We start from the raw sequence: 1553 nt of genomic DNA on the forward strand, positions 1-1553 counted from the left end.
CCGGACCTTCCCCCAGCTGGTCCAGAACTTGATGGCCGAAGCCAGCGAGCGGATCGAGGAGCTGATCGACTTCAAGCACATGATCATCGAGCGGCTGATCCAGGACCGCGGGCTGCTCAACCGCCTGTTTCTCGAGTCGGGCGACAAGGAATTCAAGTTCATCGTCCGCTCCGGGTTATACTTCGGCTTCCTTTTCGGCCTCGTGCAGCTCGCGGTGTGGATCTTCTATCCGGCGTGGTGGGTGCTGCCGGCGTTCGGGCTGCTGGTCGGCTGGGCGACCAACTGGATCGCGCTCAACATCATCTTCCGCCCGCTCCATCCCACCCGGGTCGGGCCCTGGACCCTCCAGGGACTGTTTCTCAAGCGCCAGAAGGAAGTCGCCTCGGTATGGTGCGAGATCGTCACCCGCGAGATCGTCAACGTGCGCAGCATCATCCACGCCATGGTCGGCGGGCCGAAGTCGGAGAACACGCGAGCCCTGATCAAGAAGCACATCGAGCCGATCGTGCACGAGGCGATCGATCCCCTGCTGATGCTCCCGACCCAGCTCACCGTCGGCAGCAGGAGCTTCGAGGAGATGATGAACCGGGTCGGCGAGAAGTCGATCGCGGTGTCGACCGTGCCTTTCGACGACTGGCACTTCAATCAGGAGCGGGCGCTGATCGTCGAACGCCTGCTGCGCGAGCGGATGGTGGAGCTGCCGTCGGAAGAGTTCCAGGACCTTCTGCGACCCTGCTTTCAGGAAGACGAGCTGAAGCTGATCCTGGTCGGCGCGGCGCTCGGCTTCCTGGCCGGCCTCGCGCAGCTCTTCTTCGTCTTCGGCGGCATCGGTTGAGATGGTTCTGCTCGATGTCGACCGGTGGTACGATGATCGAGTCCAGCCAGACCTCGCCGTGACCGGCGAAGCCATAAATCCCTATCCTCAGTCCAGCAAGGAGTCCTGAAAATGAGTCAACCTGTGCGCATTGCCGTGACCGGCGCCGCCGGCCAGATCGGATACTCGTTGACCTTCCGCATCGCTTCCGGCCAGATGCTCGGAACGGACCAGCCCGTCAGCCTCCACTTGCTCGAGATCACCCCGGCTCTCGGCGCGCTCGAAGGCGTCGTCATGGAGCTTCGGGACTGTGCTTTCCCGCTGCTCCACGACATCGTGGTCACCGACAAGCCTGAAGAGGCATTCTCGGGCGCCGATTTCGCGATGCTGGTCGGTGCTCGTCCCCGGGGTCCGGGCATGGAGCGCAAAGATCTGCTGTCCGCCAATGCCGCTATCTTCTCGGTCCAGGGCAAGGCTCTGAACGATCACGCCAGCCGCGACGTCCGGGTGCTGGTGGTCGGTAATCCGGCCAACACCAACGCGCTGATCGCGAGCAGCAACGCCCCCGATCTCGATCGGCGTCAGTTCACGGCGATGACCCGGCTCGATCACAACCGCGCGATCTCACAGCTGGCGGCGAAGACCGGCTCCCATCCGACGGAGGTTCGCCGGATGACGATCTGGGGCAATCACTCCACGACCCAGTATCCGGACCTGGGGCACAGCACCGTCGCCGGGC

2 protein-coding genes are annotated in these 1553 nt (G+C 63.7%); both read left to right on the forward strand.

Features of this window, described 5'->3' with window-relative positions:
- A partial coding sequence (locus tag GY769_10140) for a hypothetical protein (GenBank protein ID MCP4202281.1) occupies positions 1-835 on the forward strand: 835 nt, incomplete at its 5' end.
- A 111-nt stretch (positions 836-946) separates the two neighbouring features.
- A partial coding sequence (locus GY769_10145) for a malate dehydrogenase (protein MCP4202282.1) occupies positions 947-1553 on the forward strand: 607 nt, incomplete at its 3' end.

It is taken from the genome of bacterium (assembly GCA_024224155.1).
Lineage (GTDB): Bacteria > Acidobacteriota > Thermoanaerobaculia > Multivoradales > JAHEKO01 > CALZIK01.